The sequence below is a fragment of the Caballeronia mineralivorans PML1(12) genome (assembly GCF_001028175.1).
Classification (GTDB): domain Bacteria; phylum Pseudomonadota; class Gammaproteobacteria; order Burkholderiales; family Burkholderiaceae; genus Caballeronia; species Caballeronia mineralivorans.
Window position 1 is genome coordinate 18,711 of sequence record NZ_AEJF01000103.1, and the last position, 19,099, is coordinate 37,809.

19 protein-coding genes and 1 pseudogene are annotated in these 19,099 nt (G+C 60.7%); 8 read left to right on the plus strand and 12 right to left on the minus strand.

The features are described from left to right. Positions 1-136 precede the first annotated feature (136 nt). From EOS_RS16185 to EOS_RS16200, 5 genes are all read right to left on the minus strand, one after another. A complete protein-coding gene (locus EOS_RS16185) occupies positions 137-958 on the minus strand; it encodes an isocitrate lyase/PEP mutase family protein (RefSeq protein ID WP_047847679.1) in 822 nt (273 codons plus the stop codon). A 101-nt stretch (positions 959-1,059) separates the two neighbouring features. Beyond that, entirely contained in the window at positions 1,060-2,184 is a 1,125-nt protein-coding gene (locus EOS_RS16190; protein WP_047847680.1) for a PLP-dependent cysteine synthase family protein, read from the minus strand. Positions 2,185-2,514: 330 nt separating this feature from the next. Beyond that, positions 2,515-2,655: a hypothetical protein gene (locus EOS_RS47540; protein ID WP_167348961.1), complete on the minus strand. Its 141-nt coding sequence runs from the start codon at positions 2,653-2,655 to the stop codon at positions 2,515-2,517. Between the two features lie 130 nt (positions 2,656-2,785). Further along, complete coding sequence (locus EOS_RS16195) at positions 2,786-3,517, minus strand: sulfite exporter TauE/SafE family protein (RefSeq protein ID WP_047847681.1); 732 nt, start codon at positions 3,515-3,517, stop codon at positions 2,786-2,788. Further along, the gene (locus tag EOS_RS16200; RefSeq protein WP_047847682.1) at positions 3,514-4,857 is read right to left on the minus strand and encodes an aminotransferase class III-fold pyridoxal phosphate-dependent enzyme; all 1,344 of its coding nucleotides are present in this window, start codon (positions 4,855-4,857) and stop codon (positions 3,514-3,516) included. Before EOS_RS16200 ends, EOS_RS16195 begins: the two co-directional genes overlap by 4 nt. A gap of 101 nt (positions 4,858-4,958) precedes the next feature. Here EOS_RS16200 and pdxR point away from each other — a divergent pair, with 101 nt between their 5' ends. From pdxR to EOS_RS16225, 5 genes are all read left to right on the plus strand, one after another. After that, positions 4,959-6,470: a MocR-like pyridoxine biosynthesis transcription factor PdxR gene (gene pdxR, locus EOS_RS16205; RefSeq protein WP_047847693.1), complete on the plus strand. Its 1,512-nt coding sequence runs from the start codon at positions 4,959-4,961 to the stop codon at positions 6,468-6,470. Between the two features lie 382 nt (positions 6,471-6,852). Further along, positions 6,853-7,842, plus strand: a complete 990-nt coding sequence (tauA, locus tag EOS_RS16210; RefSeq protein WP_235442840.1) for a taurine ABC transporter substrate-binding protein — start codon at positions 6,853-6,855, stop codon at positions 7,840-7,842. Between the two features lie 35 nt (positions 7,843-7,877). Next, positions 7,878-8,663 carry a taurine ABC transporter ATP-binding protein gene (locus EOS_RS16215; RefSeq protein WP_047847683.1) on the plus strand — a complete coding sequence of 262 codons (786 nt, stop codon included), beginning with the start codon at positions 7,878-7,880 and terminating at the stop codon, positions 8,661-8,663. After that, positions 8,663-9,553 carry an ABC transporter permease subunit gene (locus EOS_RS16220; protein ID WP_047847684.1) on the plus strand — a complete coding sequence of 297 codons (891 nt, stop codon included), beginning with the start codon at positions 8,663-8,665 and terminating at the stop codon, positions 9,551-9,553. Before EOS_RS16215 ends, EOS_RS16220 begins: the two co-directional genes overlap by 1 nt. Before the next feature lie 452 nt (positions 9,554-10,005). Further along, positions 10,006-11,064, plus strand: a complete 1,059-nt coding sequence (locus EOS_RS16225; RefSeq protein ID WP_047847685.1) for an NAD(P)-dependent alcohol dehydrogenase — start codon at positions 10,006-10,008, stop codon at positions 11,062-11,064. Between the two features lie 112 nt (positions 11,065-11,176). Here EOS_RS16225 and EOS_RS44515 read toward each other — a convergent pair whose 3' ends face one another. The 4 genes from EOS_RS44515 to EOS_RS16240 form a co-directional block, all read right to left on the minus strand. Continuing rightward, positions 11,177-11,344, minus strand: a complete 168-nt coding sequence (locus EOS_RS44515; protein WP_407639147.1) for a helix-turn-helix transcriptional regulator — start codon at positions 11,342-11,344, stop codon at positions 11,177-11,179. Positions 11,345-11,370: 26 nt separating this feature from the next. Beyond that, the gene (locus EOS_RS16230; RefSeq protein ID WP_082163375.1) at positions 11,371-11,658 is read right to left on the minus strand and encodes an XRE family transcriptional regulator; all 288 of its coding nucleotides are present in this window, start codon (positions 11,656-11,658) and stop codon (positions 11,371-11,373) included. A 55-nt stretch (positions 11,659-11,713) separates the two neighbouring features. Beyond that, positions 11,714-12,076, minus strand: a complete 363-nt coding sequence (locus EOS_RS16235; RefSeq protein WP_047847687.1) for a type II toxin-antitoxin system RelE/ParE family toxin — start codon at positions 12,074-12,076, stop codon at positions 11,714-11,716. 323 nt (positions 12,077-12,399) lie between these two features. Further along, positions 12,400-14,157 (minus strand): NAD(P)/FAD-dependent oxidoreductase, encoded by a 1,758-nt coding sequence (locus tag EOS_RS16240; protein WP_047847688.1) that lies wholly within the window; start codon positions 14,155-14,157, stop codon positions 12,400-12,402. 327 nt (positions 14,158-14,484) lie between these two features. On the opposite strand from EOS_RS16240, the gene EOS_RS16245 reads away from it, so the two are divergent. Then, entirely contained in the window at positions 14,485-15,171 is a 687-nt protein-coding gene (locus EOS_RS16245; protein WP_160312502.1) for a response regulator transcription factor, read from the plus strand. Between the two features lie 390 nt (positions 15,172-15,561). Further along, positions 15,562-15,795, plus strand: coding sequence for a hypothetical protein (locus tag EOS_RS16250; protein WP_152693129.1), 234 nt, complete (start codon positions 15,562-15,564; stop codon positions 15,793-15,795). A 465-nt stretch (positions 15,796-16,260) separates the two neighbouring features. Here EOS_RS16250 and EOS_RS16255 read toward each other — a convergent pair whose 3' ends face one another. Both EOS_RS16255 and EOS_RS16260 read right to left on the minus strand, forming a co-directional pair. After that, positions 16,261-17,277, minus strand: a complete 1,017-nt coding sequence (locus tag EOS_RS16255; RefSeq protein ID WP_235442838.1) for a DMT family transporter — start codon at positions 17,275-17,277, stop codon at positions 16,261-16,263. A gap of 31 nt (positions 17,278-17,308) precedes the next feature. Continuing rightward, positions 17,309-17,938, minus strand: a complete 630-nt coding sequence (locus EOS_RS16260) for a TetR/AcrR family transcriptional regulator (RefSeq protein WP_047847690.1) — start codon at positions 17,936-17,938, stop codon at positions 17,309-17,311. 106 nt (positions 17,939-18,044) lie between these two features. On the opposite strand from EOS_RS16260, the pseudogene EOS_RS16265 reads away from it, so the two are divergent. Continuing rightward, positions 18,045-18,472, plus strand: a pseudogene (locus tag EOS_RS16265) (SDR family NAD(P)-dependent oxidoreductase); the annotation flags it as partial. A gap of 52 nt (positions 18,473-18,524) precedes the next feature. Here EOS_RS16265 and EOS_RS16270 read toward each other — a convergent pair. Beyond that, positions 18,525-19,099: alpha/beta hydrolase fold domain-containing protein (locus EOS_RS16270; RefSeq protein WP_047847697.1), on the minus strand; the 575-nt coding region annotated here is incomplete at its 5' end.

Consider the following 19,099-nt stretch of genomic DNA (forward strand, 5'->3'; position numbering starts at 1 on the left):
CGGCCAGGCAAATGTTGCCGAGACGATACAACAAACCGGGTCTCGCGCAGTCGACAATCAGCGAGGGATCGGCAGGCTACAGCGTTGCTACATAGTCGATGCCGACATGTTCCCACCGCGGCGGGAACATGTCGGCTCAGGCGAATCCGCCGAAGACATCGTTCAATTGCTTGCCCGACGCTGCCCCGGCCAGACCATCGAAAGAGCCGGTCTTCATTTGCTCCGCGGCCGCGATCATGGCTCTCCACGCAACCCGTGCCAACCCTCCGCCGACACTGATGCGCCGCACGCCAAGGTCGGCCAGTTCGGCAACGCTCATGCCGGGACGCATCATCAGGACGTTGACCGGCTTGGGCGCTACGGCGCGAACCATGGCGACAATATCAGCTTTCTCGACAACGCCCGGCGCGTACAAACAGTCGGCACCTTCGGCGGCGAAGGCCACCAGTTTGTCGATGGCCTGACTGACCGCGCCAGGATCGCTTAGCAGGCCTTCTGTTCGCGCGACCAGGATGACGTCATCGCCCGACCGGTCGATCGCCGCCCGGGCCGCACGCACACGCTCCACGGCCATGGCGGTGTCATAGAGACCGAACGGCGCTTCCACGTCGCGATCTTCAATGGACAAGCCGGCCACGCCCGTCTGTATCGCGAGACTGACGTTGGCCGCGAGCGTTGCAGGGTCGGAAGCGAAGCCAGACTCGAAGTCGGCATTCACCGGCAGGTCCACGGCCTCGCAGAGAGCGGACAGATGGTGCAGGACGTCGGAGCAGGTCACGGCGTAGTCGGGGCGGCCCGTGGACCACGCGAAGCCTGAACTGGTCGATGCCAGCGCGGCAAAGCCCAGGTGCTGCAGCATCCGGGCGCTGCCGGCATCCCACGGGTTGGGCAACACGAAACAACCTTGGCTGTGAAGAGCGCGGAAGGCGGCGCGTTTTTCGGCGACAGTGCGTGTCATCGGAACCTCAGCTTGTGTGTGCGAAGAAACTTGGTTTTCAAAATGCGGCCCCGTTTAGTGGCCGTTTAAGCCGCCAAAACGGATCGCCATTCTGCAGCTTTTTACATTCCTACTCCGGCAGCCTCCATCCCTGCAACGGCCTGCTGTGTCAGCACCGGCTCGCCCGCCACTGCACGCGCGATCAGTGCGTCTGGCTCTGCGACTGGAATTCCCTGCGCCTGGTACCAAGCATCGTCATAGTAGGTTTTGCTATAACGTTCGCCGCTGTCGCACAGCAGGCTGACGATGGCTCCTTGCTTGCCCGCCTGCTTCATGCGTTCGGCCAGATACAAGACACCGACGAAATTGGTCCCTGTCGAGCCGCCCACGCGGCGTCCAAAGCGCCCGGCCAGATAGCGCATTGCAGCAAAAGACAAGGCGTCGGGCACCTTGAGCATGGCATCGACGCAAGTTGGAATGAAGGAGCGTTCAACCCGCGGGCGGCCGATGCCCTCGATCTTCGATCCAACATCCAGTGTCAGGCTGCTGTCCGGATGACCCGCCAGCGTGCTTTTGAAGTAGTCGAAAAATACGGAATTCTCGGGGTCGGCGCAAAGAATGCGCGTGGTATGCCGGCGATACGCTACATAGCGTCCCAGGGTGGCGATCGTGCCGCCGGTGCCACCGCTGGACACGAGCCAGGCCGGCACGGGGTACTCCTCGTCGTCCATCTGCTTGAAAATCGACTCGGCGATATTGTTGTTGGCACGCCAGTCGGTGGCACGTTCGGCGTAGGTGAACTGGTCCATGAAATGACCGCCGGTTTCCGCGGCGAGACGGTGCGATTCCGTATAGATATCGGCCGGATTGGGGACCAGATGGCAGCGCCCGCCATAGAACTCGATCGCCTCGATTTTCACCCTGGATGTGCCGGCCGGAATCACCGCGACGAAGGGCAGGCCGAGCAGTCTCGCGAAATACGCTTCGGAAATGGCCGTCGATCCGCTGGACGCTTCCACTATCGTGCTTTGCTCGCGCAGCCAGCCATTGCAGAGCGCGTAAAGAAACAAGGAGCGCGCCAGACGATGTTTCAGGCTGCCGGTCGGATGGCTGGATTCATCCTTGAAATAGAAACGGATGGCCGGATAACCGGGCAAGTCCAGCGGAATCAGGTGGGTATCGGCGGAACGATTGTAGTCGGCCTCGATCTTGCGAATCGCTTCACGGGTCCAGTCGGAACGTGGCATGGAAATCCCTACCGAATGACGGCTGACAGGACGCCCGATACAGCTCGGGCGCGCGGGTTATTGCACCGTGCCCGAGGCGTGACGTTGACTGCAACGCTCAGATACCGGGCCTCGATGTGAAGTCATCGTACACGAGAGTGGCGGCCCGGTTTTCCCAAAAGCGACTGACCTGTTTCCCGATACGCTCGCAGCCAGACGAGAACATCGGCTGCGTGCTGATCGGGGGAAACACCAGATAAAAGACCCGTTCGATTCGTCCGTTAGTGACGATGGTTGCGGTGCAACCCGGAGGGTGCGGTTGGTTACGCCTGGCTGGTTCCAGACTTCACGTCAGGTCGGCGATTTGTCCCGTGACAAGACGTTGGGGAGCCGCAGTCTCGTCCCACGCATGGACAGCGCGCTCAAGAGCAGCACTGCGCCCATCATCACCACAAGGTATACCCCAACCATCGGCCAGTCTGAATCAGTCATGTTCCTTCTCCCTGTCGCAGCGTTGCGAAGAACGTTTTTGCATCATTGATCGTGATTACGGCACGCCGGGAAAAATCTTGACGCGGCCGCTTGGGGAGCGGGTTTTACCAAGGGCGATTTCGTAGGGTTATCAGGTCATCAATGCGAGTAGTCCGGAGCTTAGCAAGAGCGCGCTGACAAGACGGTCGAACCAGCACGGCGCTAGTCGCTTGCTCAATCGTTCGCCCAGTTCGACACCAGCTACGAAGGCCGGCGTCAGCACACCCGCCGTGCAGAGGTGGGCGACGCTGATGCGCTTTTCCATCGCAAGGATTGCCGTGGCGGTACAGAAGAGGAGAGCAAAATATCCGAGCAGGTTGGCGCGCAAGGCAGGACCTTGCGCGAAGCCGTTGAAGTAGTACAAGGCGGGCGGACCGCCCAGGCCACCGAGTGCGGTGAGTGCGCCGCTGGCGGCGCCGGCAGCCACGGTCGGCAACCAGCCGCCGCGATGCCGCCAGCGCCAGCCCAGCATATGCATGCCGGTCACAATGAGCACAGCGCAGGCAACCAGATGACGCATGGCCGCGGAGTCCGCGTGCATGATCGCACTAGCGCTCGCGGCGGTGCATGCCACGGCGACCAGCGCGAGCGGGGTGACTGCTCGCCAGCGAACTTGGCCGACCCAGCTCCGCGCGCCTTGCATGGATGTGACGCAATGCACGAGCACGATCAGCACGCCTGCTTCGGGTACCCCGATCAGCAGGCTGAAAAGCGGTGCCATGACGAGCGCAGCGCCAAAGCCGGTCATCCCCTTGGCTGCGCCCGCGATGAAACTGACAAGCGCAAGCCAGCCGAGCACCAGGGGCGAGCCCAGCAGGATCATGCTTCGAACGAGGCGAGCGTACTGCGCACTATATCGACGGTCTTGTCGATATGCTCGCGCTCGAAGATGAACTGCGGCGAAAGGATCGCGCAATCGCCGGTGGTCTTCAGGTGCACGCCCGCGTCGAAGAGCTGCTTTTGCAGCAGGTGGCCGCGCCGTCCCGGCACGCCGTCCGACTGGATGTCCACGCCCGCGATCATGCCGTAGCCGCGAATGTCGGTGACTACCGGCAGCTCGCGTAACGTTGCTACTTGCTCGAGGAAATAACCCGACATCGCGTGGGCGCGCTCGAACAGCTTCTCGTCGCGATAGATGTCGAGCGCCGCAAGAGCCGCAGCGCACGACACCGGATGCGCGGACCACGTGTAGCCGTGGAAGAACTCGATGGCGCCATCGGGCGCGGTGTCCACGATCGTATCGTGGACATGGCGGCCCACGGCCACTGCTGCCATGGGTATCGCACCGTTCGTCAGCGCCTTGGCCATCGTGATGAGGTCAGGTGTCACGCCGAAGCTCTGTGCCGCAAACGGCCGGCCCGTACGCCCGAAACCGCAGATCACTTCGTCGAAAACGAGCAGGATGCCGTGTGCCGTGCAGATCTCCCGAAGGCGTTCGAGATAACCCGGGGGCGGCACGAGCACGCCGGTCGATCCGGCGATCGGCTCGACGAAACACGCTGCAATATTCTCCGCGCCATGCAGCTGGATCAGGCGCAGCAAGTCGTCGGCGCGTTCACGGCCGTGTTGCGGCTGGCCGACCTGGAAGCGGTTCTCCTCCATCCACGTGTCGCGCATGTGCACCACGCCATGCACCACGTTGCCATACGCGCGGCGGTTATTCACCATGCCGGACAACGCCACGCCGCCGAAATTCACCCCGTGGTACGCACGTTCGCGCGAGACGAACATCGAGCGCCCGGTCGCGCCGCGCGCTCGCTGATAAGCGAGGCAGATCTTCATGGCGGTATCGACGGCTTCCGAACCCGAGCTCACGAAGAACAGCTTGTCCATGCCGGCAGGAAGCAGTTCGACCAGCCGGTTCGACAGTTCGAACGACTTCGGGTGGGCGCGCAGGAAGCTCGGCGTGAAATCGAGCTCCAGCAGTTGCGCGTGCACCGCATCGGCAATCTCGCGACGGCAGTGTCCCGCCGGCGTGGTGAAGAGACCCGAGCCGGCGTCGAGAACCGGGCGTCCGTCGAGATCATAGAAGTATTGGTCACGGGCGCTGCCGAAGAGTCTGGGGTCGTCCTTGAATTCGCGGTTCGGCGTGAAGGGCAGCCATTGATGCTGCATGGATACAGCGGAAGAATCAGGCGAAAGGAGGGGCTGCGATGGGCTCATGGCGGTGCTTCCAGGGGGAACGGTGCAGCCATGATTGCAAGTTTTTTGGCGCCAGCATAATGCCAGCAGAATCATTCCGTGGTGCCAGTCAAAGGATCTTCGTGCGTTCCAGCGATCATGAACTGATGTGGCAGCAACTGCTGGCGAAGCCGGCGCACAACGCGGCGCCCCTGCAGGTGCAACTGCGCACGGCGCTCGTCAACGCGATCCTCGATGGGCGCCTGCCAGTGGGCTTACGCTTGCCTTCCGGGCGCGAACTGGCGCAACTCGCGGGCGTCTCGCGCAACACGGCCGTGCTGGTCTACGACCGGCTCGTTGCGGATGGTTATCTCGACGCACGGCCGCGTGACGGCTATTTCGTGTGCGGCGCGATCGAACGGGCGCAGGTGGCGCGCGTGAGCACGCAGGGACTTCCGGAGCCACCTGACTGGAACGAGCGGGGCCGGCTCCGGCAAGGCGAGATGCGCTGGCTCGATCGTCCGGCGGGATGGCGCAGCTTTCGCTATCCGTTCGTGTTCGGCCAGTTCGACCCGAAGCTGTTTCCGCTGTCAGACTGGCGCGAGTGCAGCCGGCAGGCGCTGGAAGTAGCGGCCGTCGAAAGTTGGGGACAGGATGGGGAGGGGAGCGACTCCGCGCTGCTCGTTGATCAGTTGATCAGGCGGGTCTTGCCAAGGCGCGGTATTGCAGCGACTCCCGATCAGATCCTGCTCACGCTCGGCACGCAGCACGGTCTTTTTCTGCTGGCGGAATTGTTCGCGCGGCCGGGGATGATCGTCGGTGTGGAGAACCCCGGCTATATGGACGCGCGCAATATCTTCGCGCGCCACGAGGCCCGCGTGCTGCCGCTGCCGGTGGACGAGAACGGTGTCGAGATGTCGGCCCCGCTTGCACAGTGCGACTACGTGTATTGCACGCCGAGCCACCAGTGCCCGACCGGCGTGACGATGAGCACAGACCGGCGCGTGGCGCTTCTGGAACACGCGGCACGCCACGACCAGGTGATCTTCGAAGACGACTACGATCCTGAAACGCAGTACATCGGCCAGCCGTTGCCGGCGCTGAAGGCTATCGACAAAGGCGATCGCGTGATCTATCTGAGCAGCTTGTCGAAGCTGCTGTCGCCGGGTTTGCGCCTTGGTTATATCGTTGCGCCGGCGCCGGTGATAAGCCGGCTGCGTGTGCTGCGGCGCCTGATGATCCGTCAGGCGCCTGGCAACAACCAGCTTACGGCGGCGCTGTTCATCCAGCAGGGCCACTATGACCGCCTGTTGCACCGGACCCGCGCGACCCTCAGCGAACGAGCCGGGGTGTTGACTGAGGCACTCGCGTGTCATATTCCTGACGCACAGTTCCGATTGCCGCACGGCGGGTCCTCGGTATGGATGCGCCTGCCTGGCCGCCCCGATCCGGCTGCATTGCGCGCAGCCTGTATCGCACAGGGCGTGCTGTTCGATCCAGGCGCTCCTTTCTTTCATGACGCGATGACGGAGCCTTACATTCGTCTCGGCTTTTCTTCGATACCCCTCGAACGCATCGAGCCGGGTATCCGCGAACTGGGCCGGCTGGTTGTCGCTCATACGCGGCGCGCGGCAAAGTCCGCGCTGCGGCAATAGTCCTTGTTTGGTGCACGAACGCACATCGACCGTTCCTTGCCATACGCTTTGCACTTGGGTGGCGCGGGACGCAGGCGACGGGTCATGACCTTGCGATGCGGATGACGTGCCGGGGTCCGCACCGTGAGTGCTGGCCCAATCGAAACCCCATGCTGGCACCATCGCTTGGTCAGGAATGTGCATCAGGGATGGCACGTGGCCAAGCCTGCGTAGCAGGCATGCGCCGAGCGCGGTGAGCTGGCGTTGGCTGACCACGGCATGTCATTGATGAACCCCTTCACTCGAGGAATACCGCATGAAAGCATTTGGCTGGCGCACGATGTCGACACGCTCGAAAGCCGCCCCGCTGCGGCATCTGGTCCGCGCATTCGCTGCGCTTTGCATGGCGTCGGCAGCGATGTCTGCCGCGACTCATGCGCTCGCGGCAGACAAGGAAGTGACAATTGCCTATCAGGACATGATGGTGCCTTGGCGTTACGCGCAGCAACTCGACGAAGCCGGCAAGCAAACCGGCTACAAGGTCAGCTATCGCAAGTTCGGCGGTGGCGGCGATGTGATCCGCGCGATGGCATCGGGCAACGTGCAGATTGGCGAGGCCGGTTCAAGTCCGGTTGCGGCGGGGTTGAGCCAGGGCCTGCCGATCGAGTTGTTCTGGATACTCGACAACATCAACGACGCTGAAGCGCTCGTGGTGCGCAACGGTTCGGGCATCACGAACGTGGCGCAGCTCAAGGGCAAGCGCCTGGGTGTGCCGTTCGTTTCGACCAGCCACTTCCATGCGCTGCTCGCACTGAAGCAGGCAGGGCTCACCGGCAGCGACGTGAAGGTGCTCAACATGCGGCCCGCCGAGATAGCGGCCGCGTGGGAGCGCGGCGATATCGACGCGGCCTACATCTGGAACCCGGTGCTCTCGAAGGTGGAGCAAAGCGGCAAGGTCGTGACGACATCGGGCAAGATCGCAGCGCAAACCGGTCTCGCCACGTTCGACGGTTTTGTCGTGAATCGCGAATGGGCACAGGCCAACCCGGTGTTCATGACCACGTTCGTCAAGATTCTCGCGAAGGGCGATGCGGCGTATCGCGCGAACCCCGGCGAATGGACCGGCGCGACGCCGCAAGGCAAAGCCGTGGCAGCGATTTCCGGCGGTACGCCTGACGAAGTCGCGGCGTCGCTTGCGCTTTATCAATTCCCAAGCCCGCAGGAACAGGCGTCGGATAAGTGGCTTTCGGGCGGCAAGAGCGGGGGAGCCGCGAAGTCGCTGCTCGCTACCGCGGACTTCCTGAAGGAGCAGAAGACGCTGCAAGCCACCTTGCCCGATTATTCGGTTGGCGTGACCGACCGATACGTCAAGGCTGCCGACGCCACCAAGTAAGCCAAGTAACACCGGTTCATCCACGGACACCGACCATGCTCGAAATAAACGATCTCTCGATTGAATACCCCGCGCGGAAGGGGCCGCCCAATCTCGCGCTTGAAAATGTATCGCTTGCGATCGAGCCGGGGGAGTTCGTGGTCGCCTTAGGCGCCTCGGGGTGCGGTAAGACGACCTTGCTCAACACCATCGCCGGCTTCATACCGCCCACGCGCGGCGAGATCCTGCTCGACGGCAAGCTGGTGGAAGGGCCGGGTTACGAGCGTGGTGTGGTGTTCCAGAAGCATGCGCTGATGCCGTGGATGAACGTGATCGAAAACGTCGAGTTCGGGCTGCGGCTGCGTAAGGTTCCTCTGCACGAACGCCGTCGTGTAGGGATGGAGTGCCTGCGTCGCGTGGGGTTGTCGGATGCCGCGCAGCGCCCGGTGTACGAACTGTCCGGCGGCATGCAGCAGCGCGTGGGCGTGGCGCGCGCCATCGCCTCTTCGCCTCAGGTCATGCTGCTCGACGAACCGCTCGGCGCACTCGACGCGTTCACCCGTGAGTCGATTCAGGAGCTGCTGCTCAACCTCTGGGACGACTCCAAGGGCGTCTTTTTCTTCATCACTCACGACGTTGAAGAAGCGCTGTTTCTCGCCACGCGTCTCATTGTCATGGCGCCGAATCCGGGGCGCATTGTCCATGAGTTGCACCTGCCGTTCGCGCGGCAGTACATCGAGACACGTAATGTGCGCGCGACCAAGGCAAGCGCCGAGTTCATCGCCATGCGCGAGCGCGTGCTTAGGCTGGTCCACGAAACGTCGTCGGGAGGAACACACTGATGGCTGCCACGGAAACCAAGCTTCTTGCCCGTCCCGGCGATCCACCTGCGGCACGTGCGCCGTCATCGCCTGAAAGCGCGAGACGGCGCCGCAAGCGTGCGCAGTCATATGGCGCGCTCGGGCAGGGCGCGACTTGGCACATCAGTCTCGCGACGGCGCTCGTGCTGCTCGCGTTATGGTGGCTGGCGACGCGGCTCGGCTGGATCAAGCCGCTGTTCCTGCCGTCGCCGCGCGCGACCTTCGACGCGTTCATCGGCGCGATTACCGGGGACACGCAAGGCGGTACGCCGCTCGCGCAGCATGTGGAAATCAGCGTGCTGCGGGTGCTGGCGGCGTTCAGTCTTGCTGTGGTCACCGCAGTGCCGGTCGGTATCGCGATGGGGACCTCGCGCATTGCGCGCGGCATTGCAGACCCGTTGATCGAGTTCTACCGGCCGCTGCCGCCGCTCGCGTATCTGCCGCTCATCGTGATCTGGCTCGGTATCGACGAGAGCGCCAAGATCACGCTGATTTTTCTCGCCTGTTTTGCGCCGCTTGCGATGGCATCAAAGGCGGGCGTGCGCTCGGTTGCCATCGAGCAGATCAACGCGGCGCGCTCGCTGGGGGCAACGCGCTGGCAGGTGATCCGCATGGTCGTGCTGCCGGCGGCGTTGCCGGAGATCCTGACCGGGATGCGCATTGCCATCGGTTTCGGCTGGACCACGCTGGTCGCAGCCGAGATGGTGGCTGCGACCGCGGGACTCGGGCAAATGGTGCTGAACGCATCGAACTTCCTGCGCACGGACATTGTGATCATGGGCATCGTGGTGATCGGCATTCTTGCGTATTGCTTCGACGCCTTGATGCGACGGCTGGAAAAGGCATTGACGCCCTGGAAGGGGCGCATGTAGGACAACACTCACTCGCGATAAGCGCGTTTCGAGATCAATCCGCGAACTGCGTCAACATTACATTCCATTAATTGGAATTGTGAAATCGCAATATTTCCATTGAATGGTTTGATCAGAGTTTGCATACTGTCCAGCGAAGAGGACACTCGCATCCTTTCCGGGGCTTGGGATTTGGAGCCGAAGCCTGGCGGTTCGCACAGCATTGCATACGCAATCGTGCAACCGCTCAACCGGTCGATGTCGACATAAGCGACTTGTCCCCGACTCGACGTCCCAGGATTTCCGCGCGGCGTCGAACTCAAACCAGCTGTCATCTATCAAGCATTTCGTGTGGCGGCCTGGCCCGTGCAACGCACCTCGCCAGCGCTGCTTACGCACGAGTATGTCCGTGTTTTTGAACGGACAACGCGCCCGGTAGCAACGATCAAACGAATCATTTCAAGGACAACACCATGTTTAAGACCTATGGCTACGCAGTGCAATCCGCCGATGCGCCATTCGCTCCTTTCGCCTTCGATCGCCGGGACACCGGTGCACACGACGTCCGCATCGACATCCTGTATTGCGGCGTTTGCCATTCGGACCTGCATACCGCGCGTGGAGAATGGGCGGGTACGGTGTATCCGAATGTGCCGGGACACGAGATCGTCGGCCGTGTGACCGAGGTCGGTTCCGAAGTCACGAAGTTCAAGGTCGGCGCGCTGGTCGGCGTGGGCTGCCTGGTGGATTCATGCCGGACTTGCCCGTCTTGTCAGGAAGGTCTCGAGCAGTATTGCGAAGGCCCGGGCGGTTTTGTCGGTACCTACAATGCGCCGGACAAACACACGGGCGGCGTGACATACGGCGGTTATTCCAAATCGATCGTAGTGGACGAGGCCTTCACGCTGCGCGTTCCCGAGAATCTCGATCTGGCCGCCGTGGCGCCGCTGTTGTGCGCCGGCATCACCACCTATTCGCCGCTGCGTCACTGGAATGTCCGGGCCGGGCAGAAGGTTGGCATCGTCGGGCTGGGTGGGCTGGGTCATATGGGTGTCAAGCTCGCAGCGGCGTTCGGCGCACATGTCGTGCTGTTCACGACGTCGGCCAGCAAGGTTGAGGACGCGAAGCGCCTCGGCGCGCACGAGGTCGTGATTTCGAAAGATCCGCAGCAGATGGCGAAACACGCGAACTCTTTCGATTTTATTCTCAACACCGTCGCGGCTTCGCACAATCTCGATCAGTTCACCGCGCTGCTCAAGCGCGACGGAACGCTGACGCTCGTCGGCGTCCCCGAGCATGCGCATCCGTCTCCAGACGTCGCCAACCTGATTTTCAAGCGCCGCAAGCTGGCCGGTTCGTTGATCGGCGGCATTGCGGAAACACAGGAGATGCTGGATTTCTGCGGTAAGCACGGCATTACGTCGGACATTGAAATGATTCGAATGGACGAGATCGACAAGGCCTATGAGCGTATGGTCAAGAGCGATGTCAAATATCGCTTCGTGATCGACATGGCTACGCTCGACATATAGTCCTTTGTCGCTCGGGGTTTATGAGCGATAAACCAAAACGATACCCGGTTTTTATCGGCTGACTACGCGCATAAACGGATGGCGATCCATCCGTTTATGCGCGTTACAGCTCCTAGCCGATGCTCTTAGGCTTGGCGACGACCCGGATCCAGTCCTGCACCGCCGACTCGACCCAGACGGACAGGTGGCGAACCCTCCTGGATTGCGGGAATTCTCCCGTCTTCATCATCTCGTACAGCATCGTTTTGCCTAGTCCAAACATATCCAGAACCTGAGGCAAACGCAGCAGTCTCTCGCCAGAGTGGATCAGGCGTTCGTCAATTCGAAGTTGAGCCGTTTCCCGAGCGCTGCCGCCGCGCTCGCGAGTGTAGTGAGCGTGAGGCTCGTATCAGTTTCATCCAGCAGACGGTTCAGCGCTGCGCGACTTGTTTTCATGCGCTTTGCCATCGCCGTTTTGGTAATGTGTTGCGCCGTCATTTCCCGTTCAATTTGCCACGCAATTACCCGCTTGATCGCGGTTGCGGTGGCTTCTTCTAGAATCGCTTCCTCGGCGAGGAAGTCATCGAAATTGCAGCCGATATGTGCGTTTGCCATGATGCACTCCATTGCTTTCTTGGCTTTCTAACTTGCTTTCTTTGCTGCTTACGTTTTAAGCTTTTTCGGCTTTCCTGACCTGTTTCAACCTGTCCTTTGCAAGGTCCATATCTTCCTGCGGTGTCGCCTGGGATTTCTTTACGAAGCCGTGCAACAACACTATTTTGCTGCCGACAATCGTGAACATGATTCGAGCGATTCGCCGTGGCAGGCTGATGCGAACCTCCGACAAATCCTTCGCCATCTTGCGGACCCAAGGCATCTCGAGCGGCCAGCCAATTTGCACGGTCTTGACGTCTTCACCGATCAGCTTGCGATCAACGGCGTCGAGTTCTCTGAGCCAGTCACGCACCGGCTCGGCACCGGCAGTGCTCCGGAAAAACCGGACGGTCAGAACGAGCTTGATGGTGGTCGGCATCTAGGTTGGGTAAGTTCACGATGCCTTTGTTGTACCAAAAATGGTACGCTTCCACAAGGTCAAAATGAGGTTCGGCGAAACGGTCGCCACCTTACACTTGTAGGATTCGACCGCACCATATCCTCAGAAATGAGGATGCGGCAAGCTTTCTAATCGGTTAAGTTGTCGCCTAGAGCCGGGGGGCATTACGTCTACACCGAACTCCGATGGCAAAACCGAACGTGCCATAAGAAAAACCCGCGCGTTCCGCCATACGAAACTGAGAGACTAAGACCCGCCTTGCGCGGGTCTTTTTTTGCCTTAGCGGTGCAAACGCATGCGCCTCAACGCAAGCCGATGGCCTCGCTGGTTGAAGTGGCCGTGTAGTCATACGGCGGCGACATATTGTCGAGCGGGTTGTTCGGCACGACGCTGCCACCCAGGCTTCGAATCACAGCGCAAACCGCATTGATGCCCGTTTGCAGCGCGCCTTCCACCCATCCGCCGGTAAATGAGCAACTGTCTCCGGCCAGATAGATGAAAGGGTCCGTCGCAGGTTGCTTGCTGTCCTGGAACTGGAAGAACAATTGCTGGCTCTGGGCGTCGCCGCCGGCAAAATTCAGCTTGAACGCGCCGTAATAACCCGGCTGCAAATCCCAGTCGATTGTCTTCACGTAGGTCTGGTAGTCGTTATCGATAGGCACGACATACTGTGCAAACGTGGCATTGGTTTGCGCCAGATCGGCCACGAGCCGCTGCACGCGCTGCTGGTTGTCCCCGAGCGCGAGTTGCTTGATGGCATCGTCTTCCCATGCGTAACTGAGCAACACGACGCCCGGCGCATCGGGATTATCGGGCGCGTAATCGAGGCAATACACGCCACGGACCAGGGTATCGGTCTGGATATTCGCGGGCAGATTCTCGTCGAGCCAGAATTTTCGCTGCGTCATCACGAACACTTTCGACGAGCTGGTCAGGTGCACGTCATTGACCGCCGAGCACTGCTGCGGGGAGAGCGCCGACGCGGGCGCGGTCAACGCCATGTCGATCTGCATCGCGCGCGTGCTGGCTGTCACGATCACCCGGTCGGCAAACTCGTTCGAACCGTCTGCCAGCGTAAGCATGACGCCCTCGCCAGTGCGAGCGATGCGCGAAACCGGCGTGTTGACGACACGCTGCGCAATCGAGAGGCCGCCGAATACTTGCTGGCTAAACGCCTGCGCCAGCGATTCGATGCCGGCCGGAATGAACAACTGGTCGGTTTCGAGTTCATCGACCATCAGGCGCACGATCTCCAGGAAAGCGACCGGATACATCGGCCCGAGTCCGCCCGAACCAACACCTAGTGCGCCAAACAGCTCATAGTCGTCCGGGTTGCGCCATTGTTTGCCGCCGGGAGGATTCGCGCCGCTGAACAGGGTCTGGAGCGCGCTATAAAAACTCTGATTGCCGAACATGTCGATATACGCTTGCCATGCCGAGCGCGCCGCGCCGTACTGTCCGGTGCGCAACAACTCGGTGATGGCTACCGGCGCCAGCAAAGCCGGGCCGGAGGAGGGCGTGAAACCGTCGCTGATGAACGCGGTCCAGCCCGCATGGACCGTCGCAAACATGTCGGGCGGGTTGCCTTTCGCCGGCCACGTATACGTCTGTCCTTGATAACCGAGATTGGTCAGCACTTCGCCGGGATCGGGGAAATTCGAGTTTGCCTCGATACCGAACTGGTTGAGGTAGTGGAACAGGCTGTACTCGCTGGGAGGGAAACGCATGGCGCCCATTTCGGCCAGGAATGCCGGCGCCTGGCTCGTAAAGGAGATGCTGTAGGCGCGCCCGCCAATGCGTCCGGACGCTTCGTACAGCACGACGTTGGACGCGCCGGCGCGCAGCAGCTCATAAGCCGATACCAGCCCGCCCATGCCCGCGCCGATGATCGCAATCGTCTGGCCGCTCGCCGGCAGCGTGCCTAGCGCCGGCGACGCGGCCAGGAACGCGCCATAGTCGAACAGGGTGTCGATATAACCAAAGGTCGCTTGCTGGGTTGAAGCGGTTTCGCCGGCTGCAATGACAGGTTTGCGGCGGCGCAGATTCGGAATGAATGCCATGCATTTCCCCGTTGGTAGGAGTCTGGACTGGGTGCCGGAGGCTGTATCGCTGCCGCCTCGCGATGCGTTCAAACGACTGGCCCGTCAGCTGAAATGACGGCGAACTGTTTAACGGCGCAAACACAACAGACTTGAATCGGAAATATCGTCCGTGTAGTCTGCGAGGCAGCATTTCAAAATGTGGGAGGCTTGCGTGCGGCGAAAACGTATGCGAGCCGTTGACCGGGGATCGACCAGCATGTCCGTGAAATGTATTTGACAAGCCGCGAAACCGCTCTGGTTTCCGACATCTTCGCTGTGCTTGCCGACTCACTTCCTGAGCAGCTAATGCGACAGGAAGTGGGCGTTCGCATGCTCAGCTTGCTGCGCGCGGACTACCTCGGGTCATACGTCTGGGACGACACGAAGAAGGAGTTCGTCAATCGTGTCTCGTTTAACATGTCGGAAGACAATCTGTCCGAGTACGAGCAGTACTACCAGTACCGCGATACCGTGACCCCGCGCCTGCAATACTGCCGCGAGGCGGTTCGCGTCAGTAACGTGATTCCGCAGGGCGAGCTGATGCGCACTGAACTGTTCAACGACTTTCTGCGTCGCGACGGTTTGCACTGGGGCATGAACGTCTACGCGTGGGCTGGCGATTCCAACATTGGCGACCTGCGCATCTGGCGCGGCAAGCAGCGCGACGATTTCTCCGACCACGACCTCGCCATGGCCGAGTTCATCCGGCCGGCCTTTACCGCTGCGCTGGCGCGAGCGCGCGCTGCGGCGGGCATGACGAAGCAGTCCGGACCGCAAGCCAGGCTGATTTCCGAAGACGTGCTGAAGAACCTGACGGCACGCGAACGGGACGTCGTCGGGCTGGTAGTGGAAGGTTTGCTCGACAAGGAAATCGCATTCCGGCTGGGTATCTCCTACACGACGGTCCGCACGCATATTGACCGTTCTTTCCACAAGCTTGGTGTTGGAAGCCGCTCCAAACTCATTCGCGCCGTGCAGACGAACGGGCAGTAAAACGTTGCGCGATCGGAAATCATTTTTAAAAAACGCTCGCAGGCGGGAAGAATAATCTCCGTGAATGTTTGGCCGAAGTGCGAGTTGAATCGGGACGCGAAGACGGCCAAATAATCGTTTCAACAGACGCCCCTTGAAAACGCCGTGCTGGCATGTCAATCGAATTGAATTCGATTTGATTACCATGCTCCGACTATCTCGACTATCCCAAGGCTTGCCCAATAACGGCCGTTTGCCGCACTTCAACGGTGCGTCCGTGCATTCCAGTAATTGATTTCTTGCTGAAAACAATTACTGGAACTTACCGTGTAGCGTAAATCCTCATAATTGAGGATTCGCTATTGGCGAAGTCACGGTAATGTCGGTTGCTTTGTTAGTGGAGCATGAGCCGTGAGCTTTGACCAGATCGTCCCCTCAGCCCCCCGACATCCCTTAGTGATCGAACAGGAGATCGCGCACCTGGAGCGGATCGTTCCACGCTGGACCAACGAAGGGAGTTGTTCGGTGCTAGGGCAGGCTTACTGGCGCAAGCGCGTGGTCGATCTGGCGCGTTATCCCGAACTTACGCCAATCCAGCATGCGAGCGTGCAGCGAATGCTCGAATGCGTGAACACGGCTGTTTGATCGTGGCGCCATGAGTTCAATTGCAAGGGGCCGTAGTACGCAGCATTCAATTATCCGGCGTTTGGTTTCACGCTTTGGAATATTGATCTGGATGCGTTGCACTCGATAACTCGACAGCTAAAATGTTTCTGATTCCTTACGTCGACTTCCATTGCCTCAAACTGAACAGAGAGAGCTGAATATGGAAATGCAATACCGAGGATCCACGATACGACCGATGGTTGCGCCTTCTCACGGCACCTTTGATTCATGCGTGATTATCCGGGACCCCTATGGAAATCAACACTCGCACGGCACGCTCGGACGCTTCGCGTCACATAATGCCGCCACGAATTTTGCCGTCGTCTGGGCGATAGCCTGCCTGGATGGGGACGCAGTACCGCGAGCGCCGTTTCAGATTGTCGGGCTGTGAGGCGATTATCGCTAATATCGCAACCTGCGCCACTGCGGGTTGCCGGCTCGGTTCTACGAACCCGCAGCCAGGCGCTGAGCCCGGCGGCGTAAATAGAGGTTGTTGAGAATCAGCGCGCTGCCCGTCATGCAAGCGCCGGCAATTTGCATGTGGGTCGGAATCAATCCGCTGATCGCCGACACAACAAATGTTGTCACGGGCAGCACGTCCATGAACAGGACACCGTTGATCGGAGTAAGCATTCTGTTTCCCATGTTCCAGAACAGAATGGCGACAAAACCCGCTACGGGTCCCATATAAAGCAGATGAGGGACGATGGCGATCAACGCCGCCGCGGTCGGTACTGGAACAACGTGAAGTGCGAATAGCAGCGCGTTCAGCCCGATGATCGTGGTCAGACCTAGCAAGGTTGTCATCGTCGTGTATTTGAGTGCGGACCAGGTCTTGAAGTACGATGCGCTGAACGTGTAAATGACCCAGCACAGCGCGCCCACCACGATCAACGCATTCGCCGCGTAGTTTTGAGGCTCGCTCAGGAGTGCGGCGATGTCACCCTTCGTCACGACCAGTGCGACGCCGGCAAACGACATCAGGATAAACAGAAACGAATATAACGGCGGCATGACCCTGCGCACGATCGAATTCATGATCAAGCCCATCATCGGCTGGGTTGCCATCATGATCGACGCCGTGAGTGCACCGTCGCGTCCGGCCAGTTGTTGCCCAAGAAAAACAAAAGAGCCGAACCCGCAAAAGCCGATCGATCCCAACAGCCAGGCAAGCGCGATGGGTTCTCCCTTGAACCGGAACGCGCTTCGGCCTTCTTTCACCCGCAACAGGACTAAGAACGCGCTGCCGGCGATCATGTAGCGCAACGATGTAAAGGTGAACGGATCGACGTGCCGGAGTGCGCTCGTCATGACGGGAAACATGATGCCCATCAATATCGTCGCGGCCACGCAGAGCAATACCCCCGTCATGTAACCGGTGCGAACAGCGGGGACGCATGCACTTCGGCCCAGGTCCGGATTGGCAGGGACAGCCGCTTGATGCTCGAATAATTTATTCATGACTTATCGTTCAAAAATTAAGGAAAAATTTTTAGAGCAGCGCTCGCATGGTCATATCGACGATGCCGACCAGCTTCTTTTCGCTTACCTCGACTTTGCCCAGCACCCGCAATCCCTGCACGATGCACAGCAGGAAAGTGCCAACGGCGTTTTCGTCGAGATCGGCGTTGAAGTCTCCCGCTTGCTGACCGCGAATTACGGCCGCGCTCAACTGGGCAGAAATGCGCTGCAGTGTTGTTTCGATATAAGGCCGCAGTACTTCGTCGGCGGGAAGCAGTTCGAGTGCCGCGTTGGTAATGAAGCATCCATGGCGGCCGGCGAGGTCGGCGCTCAGCCGGGTGTAGTGAAGCAATGCTTGCCGCAGGCCTTCACGCGGTGGCAAATCGGCTTCCAGCCGCTCTTTCAGGCGGGCGACCGCACCGTCGGCATAACGTTCGAACGCGGCGACGAGCAGCCCGTGCTTATCGCCGAATGCGCCGTACAGGCTGCCGCGCAGCAGTCCCGTTGCATTGCATAAGGTCCCGACCGAGGTTGCGTGGTAGCCCCCCTCCCAAAACACCCGGCCAGCGGAATCGATCACCTCGTCGAGATCGAATTCACGGGGGCGCCCACGTTCCTGTGAGCGATCGGCAAGCTGCCGAAGGGAAGAAGATTTTGTCATGCGTGGATATTATGACCTGTCGTTCAATAAATCAAGGCGAGCTTGAAAAGCTGAGATGACATGAAACAGAACGCATATTTCTGCAGCAAGTGCAGGGATATGCTTGATCGCGGTGACGCAGGCAGTGCTGCCTCAGTTCAGGCAACGGAAGGCGGGTGTCATCGTGAACGTGACGTCGAGTGTGATGTTGAGGTCGCTCCCTCTGCTTTCCGTGTACACGGCGAGCAAGGCGGCGGTGAACGCGTTCATGGTGTCTCTTGCGCTGGAACTTCAGCCATTCAATGTGCGAGTGAGCCTGGCTCCGCCGGGACGGGCTCCAAGACCCGATTCGGTGAAAACGCACAGCCGCGGATGCAGGGTGGCATCCCCGAGGCCTACGCCGGCCTCGCGCAAAGTGGCTTCGCGGGATGGGGCCAGTCGTCTGTGGTCACTCGGGCGCTCCACGTGGCGGAAGCGGTATGGCGTGCGGCGAACGACTCATCGTGCCCGGTTCGCATTGCCGCTGGCGCCGTGGCGCTGGCCGAGTCACGCTGACCGATGGTCCGACCCTTGACCGGGTCGCGGCGGCTCTCCTGAACGCGTCGCGCTAGGCCCAGTGGCGGCTCAGGAACGCCGCCACCGCGTCGAGCGCGCGGCGCGCGGTCGGCAGGTCTCTCGTCGCGCCTTGGAAGACGTGGTGCAGCCCTTCGAAGACATCTAGCTGCACCTCGCCGCCCTTGTCCGCGGCCGCCTGCGCATAGCGCCGCGCGTCGTCGAGCAGGATCTCGTCGCCGCCCACCTGGATGAGCAACGGCGGCAGAACCTCGGGCACGGCGTAGAGCGGCGACGCCCGGCCGTCCTTTGGATCGGCGCCGGCGAGATAGGCCGCGGCAGGCCCGGCAAGCATTCCCGGCTGGAAGAAGATGGGGTCGCGGATGTCGGGACTGGTGAACGAGGCGCCGGTCATCGCCAGATCGAGCCAAGGGGAAAAGACCGCGATGGCCGCTATCGCCGGCGAGGTCGTCGCCGTATCGCCCAGCACGCTGAGGGCGAGAGCGCCGCCCGCGGAGTCGCCGACCAGCGCGATCTGCGAAACGCCCTGACTGCCCAACCAGCGGCGAAGGGCGGCGGTGGCCTCGTGCGCCGCCGGGAACACGTGCTCCGGAGCCAGTGGATAGTCGG

Excerpts from the sequence above, each read along its gene's own strand:
- EOS_RS16185 (WP_047847679.1), bottom strand. The coding sequence starts at position 958 with ATGACACGCACTGTCGCCGAAAAACGCGCCGCCTTCCGCGCTCTTCAC.
- EOS_RS16190 (WP_047847680.1), bottom strand. The coding sequence starts at position 2,184 with ATGCCACGTTCCGACTGGACCCGTGAAGCGATTCGCAAGATCGAGGCC.
- EOS_RS47540 (WP_167348961.1), bottom strand. The coding sequence starts at position 2,655 with ATGACTGATTCAGACTGGCCGATGGTTGGGGTATACCTTGTGGTGATG.
- EOS_RS16195 (WP_047847681.1), bottom strand. The coding sequence starts at position 3,517 with ATGATCCTGCTGGGCTCGCCCCTGGTGCTCGGCTGGCTTGCGCTTGTC.
- EOS_RS16200 (WP_047847682.1), bottom strand. The coding sequence starts at position 4,857 with ATGAGCCCATCGCAGCCCCTCCTTTCGCCTGATTCTTCCGCTGTATCC.
- tauA (WP_235442840.1), top strand. The coding sequence starts at position 6,853 with ATGGCGTCGGCAGCGATGTCTGCCGCGACTCATGCGCTCGCGGCAGAC.
- EOS_RS16215 (WP_047847683.1), top strand. The coding sequence starts at position 7,878 with ATGCTCGAAATAAACGATCTCTCGATTGAATACCCCGCGCGGAAGGGG.
- EOS_RS16220 (WP_047847684.1), top strand. The coding sequence starts at position 8,663 with ATGGCTGCCACGGAAACCAAGCTTCTTGCCCGTCCCGGCGATCCACCT.
- EOS_RS16225 (WP_047847685.1), top strand. The coding sequence starts at position 10,006 with ATGTTTAAGACCTATGGCTACGCAGTGCAATCCGCCGATGCGCCATTC.
- EOS_RS16230 (WP_082163375.1), bottom strand. The coding sequence starts at position 11,658 with ATGGCAAACGCACATATCGGCTGCAATTTCGATGACTTCCTCGCCGAG.
- EOS_RS16235 (WP_047847687.1), bottom strand. The coding sequence starts at position 12,076 with ATGCCGACCACCATCAAGCTCGTTCTGACCGTCCGGTTTTTCCGGAGC.
- EOS_RS16240 (WP_047847688.1), bottom strand. The coding sequence starts at position 14,157 with ATGGCATTCATTCCGAATCTGCGCCGCCGCAAACCTGTCATTGCAGCC.
- EOS_RS16245 (WP_160312502.1), top strand. The coding sequence starts at position 14,485 with ATGCGACAGGAAGTGGGCGTTCGCATGCTCAGCTTGCTGCGCGCGGAC.
- EOS_RS16255 (WP_235442838.1), bottom strand. The coding sequence starts at position 17,277 with ATGAATAAATTATTCGAGCATCAAGCGGCTGTCCCTGCCAATCCGGAC.
- EOS_RS16260 (WP_047847690.1), bottom strand. The coding sequence starts at position 17,938 with ATGACAAAATCTTCTTCCCTTCGGCAGCTTGCCGATCGCTCACAGGAA.